Here is a 6,833-nt window from a genome sequence, read left to right on the forward strand (position 1 = left end):
CCGCCACTGTTACTCCTGGGTAAGTCGTTCCTCCCCCGGACAGCCGCAATCCGAGCGTGTGGTTCCTTCCCGCGCAGCCCATGAGCCCCTCGCATATCGCACCCGTATCGGGGTACTCGTACGCGTCGTTCAATATCCCCTTTGTCCCTGATTCTGCTGGGTTCCGGAGTCTTTCTGCTGGTGCTCACCCAGCTCCTCGTCTGGTACGTGGAGCCGCGAGCCAAGCGCACTCCGACCGATGTGAACTCCACGACGGTCTTCCGTGGGCAGGGCAGCTACTTCGACACCGGGTCCGTCGCCACCGTGGACGACCAGACGATCACGGTCACCCGCAAGGTGCTGGGGAACGTCGCCGAGAGCGAGCGCAGCGGAAACGCGATCTGGGACGTGTCGACCCAGATCGACACGCCGAAGACGCTGCCGCTGGCCGACCCGCGGAAGTCCCTGCAGTGGACCATCGAACGCTGGGTGACCGATCGTCGGACGAACCTTCCGGTGCACTGCTGCGAGGAGAAGCCCGGGTTCGAGGGTGAGGCCTACCTGAAGTTCCCGTTCGACGTCGAGTAGCGTGCCTACACCTGGTGGGACAGCACCCTGGGTGCCGCCGTGCCGCTGGAGTTCGAGGAGGTCACCAAGGTCGACGGGCACGAGGGCTACCGCTTCGTCGGCACTGTCGAGGCCACCGCGACCGGCACCCGCATGGTGCCCGGCGTGCTGGTGGGCAGTTCGAAGCCGGGCCAGGTGCTGGTCGAGGAGTGGTATTCCAACGCGCGGATCGAGCTGACCGTGGACCGGCGAACGGGTCGGATCATGAACGCGGTGATCGCGCCGACCAAGACGCTGCGGGCCCCTGGTTCGTAGAAGGACGCGGTCACCCTGCTGTCCAGCGAGCGGCTGGAGTTCACCGACGCGACCCGGCTCGAGCAGGTGAAGCTGGCTTCCGAGGACGGCAGCCGGTTGAGGCTGCTCGGCGAGACCGCGCCCCTCGGGGGCGGGGTCCTGGGCGGCCTGCTCGCCGCCGTCGGCATGGTGTTGCTGATACGCGGCCGTCGACGGCCGGAACGCTCAGGAGAGTGACAAAGAGGCGCAGAACCTGCGTCCCGAACTTGTCACCGGGCTGAGTAGCCGGAACGACTCGTCGAACCAAGACTGACGTTACCCCCGAGTAAGAGCAAGGTTGCCGGTGTGAGCGTGCTCCCACCCTCAGGAGTCCGCCATCGGCAAGGTGCTGAGACGGCCGCACCCTGACCGTCCGCGCCGCGGTAGCCGCAGTACCCGCACACCGAACCAGCCCAGCGCTTCATCCCCGGAAGCCCGGCAATCCCCACCCCCACCCTCACTCCCCACCCCCACCCCCACCCTCACTCCCCACCCCCACCCCCACCCTCACTCCCCACCCGCCTGCCTCCCGCAGGCGCCCTCTTCCCCCACCCGCCTGCCTCCCGCAGCCGCCGAGTTGGAGCACCTCTATGCCCCAGCGCGCGTCCGCTCTGGCCCTCGGTCAGAAGGACTCCCTCTCCGTCCCCACACAAGTCCGCACCGGCAGTCATGTCGCCGACTCGCTCGCCGCAGACCCGCACGTCGCCTCTCCCGGGACACCACCACCGCGTCGGATCACCTTTCTCGCCCGCCGTGACCTGGCCAACCAGGCCGCCGGCGGATCGGAACTGCTCATCGACCGGATAGCCGACGGCCTGACCTCCGGCGGCCATGAGGTCACGCTCGTCTGCGGCGGCCCGGCCGTCGAACGCGACTACCGGGTGGTCCGTAGCCCCACTCCGCGGTCCGCCACAGCGGTGTGACGGGCCGTGCCTGAACATCCGCCCAGCACAACGCGGCGCCGCGGCGTTCGAGGACGGACCGTACCGCGGGGGTCCACCACGAGTAGTGACGCGGCTCGACGGCGCCCCGGGTGCCGGCGGGGAAGCAGCTGAGGCAGTCGTCCAGAAGCCCGTGATCCGCCCGCAGCGTAGGAGGCAGCTGGAGCAGCACCGGGCCGAGCCGGTCACCGAGACCGGCGGCGTGGCTCATCAGCCGGTGCACGGGCTCCTCCGGGTCGCGCAGCCGCTTGACGTGGGTCAGGAAGCGGCTCGCCTTGACGGCGACGACGAAGTCCCGCGGTGTGCGGTCCCGCCACGCGGCGAAGGTCTCCCAGGAGGGCAGCCGGTAGAAGGCATTGTTGACCTCCACGGTGGCGAAGCGCGCCGCGTACTCCTCCAGCCACAGCCTCTGCGGCATCCCGGCCGGATACAGGACACCGCGCCAGTCCTTGTACTGCCACCCCGACGTGCCGACGAACAGGGTCATACACCCATCGAAGCACGCACTGAGCCGGCCTGGCGGCCCGGCGGCTCGGTCTTCGGTCGTGCTGTGGTCGGTTGCCGGGCGGCCTCCGGACGGTGACGTCAGTGGCCGGTCTCGCCGTGGTCGCCGTGGTCGGCCGCCCATCGCATGCGGCAGAACTGCGGCTGGGGCTCCGTCCGGCCGCAGGACGATCTGGTCCTGCGGCCCATGGCGGACGGCGGCGAGGGCACGCTCGAAGCCGTCGTGTCGGCCATACCGGGCGCGGACGTGCGTGAAGGTCGTCCTTGCGGTGGTTGGCGGACACCGACAGCGGTCGGAGCCCGGCCCGTGGGTCACAGGCCGGGGGCGCCCCACAGAGGGAACCAACGGGTGAGGTCCGACTCGATCCGCAGGTCGTCCTTCAGCGCGGCCTTGACCTGGAGTTCGAGGGGATTGTCACGCTTGTGGCCGGGAAGGGGCGCGAAAGGGTAGAAGGCGCCGCGCTTGTAGAGGTAGACGAGGGCGAGCGGGCGTGGTTCGGCGTCATGGAAGACGACCAGGGAGCAGAGCAGGTGGGGGCCGAAGCCGCTGTCCTGGAGAGAGCTGTTGACCGCGTGGAGGTCGCTCACCAGGGCGGGAAGGCTGTCGGGTGGGCGGCGGGAGAGCAGCCAGGCGTAGCCGTAGGAGTCGAGGCTGAACTCGACGGGTTCGCCGCCCCGTTCGGAGTCGGCGTCGAGGAGTGCATGTACCTCGCTGCGGACTTGGGCGAAGGCCCCGCCTTCGATCGCGGCGAAGCACACGGATCCCGTGCCGGCGGGCGTGAAGCCGAGAGCGGCCTGGAGGGTGACGGCCGCGGAAGGGAGCGCGAACAATTGGTCCAGATCGGGTGTGACCGGCTTGGACCGGCCGAGCAGGGTGTCCCAGAAGCCCACGGGGCATCACCTCATGGCGGCGTGTCGCCCAGTCGTGCGGACAGTTCCGCGAGGGCGTCCAGGCGCCGCTCCAGGCTGGGGTGGGTGGAGAACAGGTTGGCCAGTGTGGTGCCGGGGCCGAGGGCGGGGGTGAAGAAGAACGCGTTGAACGTCTGGGCGGTGCGAAGGTCCTCGGTCGGGATCCGGGCGATGTCCCCGGTGACCTTGGTCAACGCCGAGGCGAGGGCCGAGGGCTTTCCGGTGAGCATCGCCGCGGCCCGGTCGGCGGCCAGTTCGCGGTAGCGGGACAGTGCCCGGATCAGCAGGAAACTGAGCGCGTAGACCAGGGCGGAGACCGCCATGACGAGAGCGAACGCGATGGCGGTGTTCTGGTCCCTCCTGCCCCCGCCGAAGAGCTGCGAGTAGAACGCGAACCGCACGACGAGTCCGGCGAGCACACCCAGGAACGAGGCGATGGTGATCACCGCGACGTCCCGGTGGGCGACGTGGGACAGCTCGTGGGCCAGGACCCCCTCCAGCTCCGCGGCCTCCAGCCGCCGCCGCAGACCCGTGGTGACACAGATGACGGCGTGATCGGCGTTGCGCCCGGTGGCGAACGCGTTGGGCATCTCCATACGGGAGACGGCGACCCGCGGCTTGGGCATGTCGGCGGTCGCGCACAGACGGTCGATCATGCCGTGCAGCTGCGGTTCCTCCTCGGGGGTGACCAGCTGCCCGCGCATCGCGAAGAGGGCGATCCGGTCCGAGTACCAGAACTGGGCGAGGAGCAGTCCGCCGGCGATGACGACGACCAGGACGACCGACTTGAGCAGCACGATCAGAGCGGCGACGAACCCGATGTACACCAGGCCCAGCAGGAACATGGTGAGCGCCATGCGGGTGGTCAGCTGCCGGTCCGGCTCGAAACGGCTGTGCATCGTGATCACCCCGGGATCAGGCCCTCGTCGGACAGCAGCTCCTGCACCCGGGCGAGGCTGGTGCCCTCGTCGGGCAGGACCAGACCGGACGGGATGATCCGCTGGTCCGGCACGGGTTCGCCGAGCGTGCGCACGGCGTCGAGCAGGGCCGAAAGGGCGGCGGCGAACGCGGTCTCGTCGCCGGCGTCCACGGCCGACTGCAGCGAGGCGTCGAACTCGTTGAGGCGGTCGAGACGCCCCTCGGCGACCTCGTACTGCCCCTCACCGAGAATCCGGATGATCACGATGTCGCCTCCTCGCCGGACCCGCCCTCCCGGTGTTCCGGTGCCGACAGGGCTTCGGGAGCGCCGGCTGCCGGGAGCGCCGCCTTCATCCTGGCGAGCTCCGCCTCCACGTCCTGGCCCGCGCCCATGCGTTCCAGTTCGGCCTGGATCTCGTCGTGGCCGGCCGGGAGGGTGGCGTCCTCCAGGGCTCCGGAGGCCATCAGCTCGTCCAGCGCTCCGGCCCGGGCCTGCATCTGCTCGGTCTGGTCCTGCGCGCGCTGCATGGCCAGTCCCACGTCGCCGAGCTCCTCGCCGATGCCGGTGACCGCCTCGGTGATCGTCGTCTGCGCCTCAGCCGCCGTGTACGACGCCTTGAGCGTCTCCTTGCGTGTGCGGAACGTGTCCACTTTCGCCTCAAGACGCTGCGAGGCCAGAGTCAGTTTCTCCTCCTGCTCCCGCAGCGACGCCAGCTGGCTCTCCAGGTCCGTGATCTGCGACTCCGTGGCCGTGCTCCGGGTCAGGGCCTCGCGCGCCAGCTCCTCCCGGCCGGCCGCGAGGGCCTGCCGGGCTTGTCCCTGAAGCTTCTCCCCGGACTGCCGCAGCCGCTCCACCTGCAGTTCGATCCGCTTGCGGCTGGTGGCCACATCCGCCACTCCGCGCCGTACCCTCTGCAGCATCTCCTGCTGTTGCCGGTACGAGTCGTCCAGGACCTCACGCGGGTCCTCGGCCCGGTCCAGCGCCTTGTTCGCCTTGACGCGGAACAGAGCGGTGATGCGGTGGGTGATGCTGGTCATGACGACCGCCTTCCTCCGAGGGTCCGACCCTCACGGCTACGGTCCGCCGTACCAGAACATCATCCCACCGTGGCCCCTCCCGGCACGGGCGAGGCTCACGCGCCCGGTGTGCGCAGCCCGGTCAGGGTGAGGTCCACGGCCTGCTCCGCCCATTCCGGGCGGCCACCGCGTCCGGCCATGTAGTCGGCGTAGAAGGGGCCGAGCAGCGCGGAGACGGCTGCCTCCAGGTCCGCTTCCTCGCGGATCTCCCCACGGGCCCGCGCCTGTTCGAGCACCTCGCGCAGCAGGGCTCGACGGGGCAGCACGGTACGTTCCCGCAGCAGGGCGAGCAGATCCGGGGTGTGGGCCTCCTCGGCCAGGCACGTTCCGATCAGGGCCATGCCGCGTACCCGTTCCACCGTCGCGGCGAAGTCCGTCAGGATCGCCACGAGGTCGGCGCGGGTGTCCCCGCTCGTGGGCGAGGCGTCCGCCATACGCATGGCCTCCAGGGCCGCGGTGACCAGGTCCGCCTTCGTCTTCCACCGCAGGTGGATGGTGGACTTGCTGACCTGCGCGGCCTCGGCCACCTGGCTCAGGCTCATGCGGGTGTAGCCCTGCGACGCCAGCAGCTCCAAGGCCGCGCGGAGGATCGCCGCGTCCTTCTCCGCGGACCGCGGCCGCCCTGCGCCCCTGCTCGCCTCACCCATGGCTGCAGGATAGATGCCGCACCGAGCGGTTCGGTACGGGATCGGTCAGGCGCCGGGACGGGCGCCCTGAATGTGGAAGTTGAAGTCGACGTGGCCGAGCGCGCCATACAGGCGCAGCCAGATCGGCAGCAGCATCTCGGCGCCGCGCGCGGTGCCGATGTCGCCGAGGTCGATCACGCTGCCCTCGGGCCAGCCGAACGAGGTCAGGAGTTCGGTGACGGACTCCTTCGCGCCTGTGTCGTCACCGGAGACGAAGGCGTGGTGCGCGCCGGCCACGCGGGACGGCTCGACCATGACCAGGGCGTTCATGGTGTTGAGGGTCTTGACGACCCTCGCCTCGGGGAAGGCGCGCTGGATCTGTTCGCCGAGGCTGTCGGTGTTCACCGGGTTCAGCGACGGCGGCATGCCCTGGGAGAAGTCCAGCGGGTTGGCGATGTCGATGAGGATCTTGCCGGCCAGGTTGTCGCGGCCCGCGGCCTGAAGGGCCTGGAGCGAGACCGCGCCGGCGGTGGCGTTGAGCACCGTCTCGCCGAAGGCGGCTGCGTCCGTGAAGGAGAGCAGGCGCACCCGTGGGTGAGCGGCCAGCCACTGGGAGATGGGCGGGTTGCCGTAGGCATCGGACTCGGTTCGCGCAAGGGTGGCCTCGACGTCACGGGTGCCGATGGCGACCTCGTGACCGAGGGAGGTGAGCTTGCCGGTGAGGGTCCGGCCGACGACGCCGGTGCCGAGAACTGCGTAACGCATGAGAGGCGGGTTCCTTTCGGGGGACTGCGGGGGACGGGGCGCGTTCCTGCGCGCGACGCGCTCACTCGCATGAAACTAAACCGAGCGGTTCGGTATTTCAAGAACGTGCGACTTTTCTGTGGAAAACGGACACGAACGGGTTGCCAGGTCACTTGGGCGACTCGCGGGCTGGCGGCCCTCCCTTCTATCCAGATAAGGATCCCGCCGACTAAAT

General features: G+C 69.7%; 6 protein-coding genes and 4 pseudogenes. 3 read left to right on the forward strand and 7 right to left on the reverse strand.

Features of this window, described 5'->3' with window-relative positions:
• Positions 1-93 precede the first annotated feature (93 nt).
• Positions 94-1,077: pseudogene (locus tag ACFUJR_RS23455) on the forward strand (DUF3068 domain-containing protein).
• 392 nt (positions 1,078-1,469) lie between these two features.
• A pseudogene (locus ACFUJR_RS23460) lies at positions 1,470-1,766 on the forward strand (glycosyltransferase family 1 protein); the annotation flags it as partial.
• A gap of 1 nt (position 1,767) precedes the next feature.
• On the opposite strand, the pseudogene ACFUJR_RS23465 reads toward ACFUJR_RS23460, so the two are convergent.
• A pseudogene (locus tag ACFUJR_RS23465) lies at positions 1,768-2,307 on the reverse strand (DUF72 domain-containing protein); the annotation flags it as partial.
• Positions 2,308-2,451: 144 nt separating this feature from the next.
• On the opposite strand from ACFUJR_RS23465, the pseudogene ACFUJR_RS23470 reads away from it, so the two are divergent.
• A pseudogene (locus ACFUJR_RS23470) lies at positions 2,452-2,556 on the forward strand (glycerate kinase); the annotation flags it as partial.
• An 80-nt stretch (positions 2,557-2,636) separates the two neighbouring features.
• On the opposite strand, the gene ACFUJR_RS23475 reads toward ACFUJR_RS23470, so the two are convergent.
• The 6 genes from ACFUJR_RS23475 to ACFUJR_RS23500 form a co-directional block, all read right to left on the reverse strand.
• Entirely contained in the window at positions 2,637-3,215 is a 579-nt protein-coding gene (locus tag ACFUJR_RS23475) for a hypothetical protein (protein ID WP_383172463.1), read from the reverse strand.
• Positions 3,216-3,226: 11 nt separating this feature from the next.
• Positions 3,227-4,132, reverse strand: coding sequence for a zinc metalloprotease HtpX (htpX, locus tag ACFUJR_RS23480; RefSeq protein ID WP_383172462.1), 906 nt, complete (start codon positions 4,130-4,132; stop codon positions 3,227-3,229).
• A 5-nt stretch (positions 4,133-4,137) separates the two neighbouring features.
• Complete coding sequence (locus tag ACFUJR_RS23485) at positions 4,138-4,416, reverse strand: hypothetical protein (protein ID WP_383172460.1); 279 nt, start codon at positions 4,414-4,416, stop codon at positions 4,138-4,140.
• Positions 4,413-5,189, reverse strand: a complete 777-nt coding sequence (locus ACFUJR_RS23490; RefSeq protein ID WP_383172459.1) for a PspA/IM30 family protein — start codon at positions 5,187-5,189, stop codon at positions 4,413-4,415. The genes ACFUJR_RS23485 and ACFUJR_RS23490 overlap by 4 nt, the downstream gene beginning before the upstream one ends.
• A gap of 95 nt (positions 5,190-5,284) precedes the next feature.
• Positions 5,285-5,875, reverse strand: coding sequence for a TetR/AcrR family transcriptional regulator (locus ACFUJR_RS23495; RefSeq protein ID WP_383172458.1), 591 nt, complete (start codon positions 5,873-5,875; stop codon positions 5,285-5,287).
• A 45-nt stretch (positions 5,876-5,920) separates the two neighbouring features.
• Positions 5,921-6,619 carry an NADPH-dependent F420 reductase gene (locus ACFUJR_RS23500; RefSeq protein ID WP_383172456.1) on the reverse strand — a complete coding sequence of 233 codons (699 nt, stop codon included), beginning with the start codon at positions 6,617-6,619 and terminating at the stop codon, positions 5,921-5,923.
• Positions 6,620-6,833: the final 214 nt, after the last annotated feature.

Source organism: Streptomyces sp. NPDC057271 (assembly GCF_042668715.1).
Taxonomy (GTDB): domain Bacteria; phylum Actinomycetota; class Actinomycetes; order Streptomycetales; family Streptomycetaceae; genus Streptomyces.

Bases quoted from the DNA above. Each gene is read 5' to 3' on its own strand.
- ACFUJR_RS23495 (WP_383172458.1), bottom strand. From the start codon at position 5,875: ATGGGTGAGGCGAGCAGGGGCGCAGGGCGGCCGCGGTCCGCGGAGAAG.
- ACFUJR_RS23490 (WP_383172459.1), bottom strand. From the start codon at position 5,189: ATGACCAGCATCACCCACCGCATCACCGCTCTGTTCCGCGTCAAGGCG.
- ACFUJR_RS23500 (WP_383172456.1), bottom strand. From the start codon at position 6,619: ATGCGTTACGCAGTTCTCGGCACCGGCGTCGTCGGCCGGACCCTCACC.
- htpX (WP_383172462.1), bottom strand. From the start codon at position 4,132: ATGCACAGCCGTTTCGAGCCGGACCGGCAGCTGACCACCCGCATGGCG.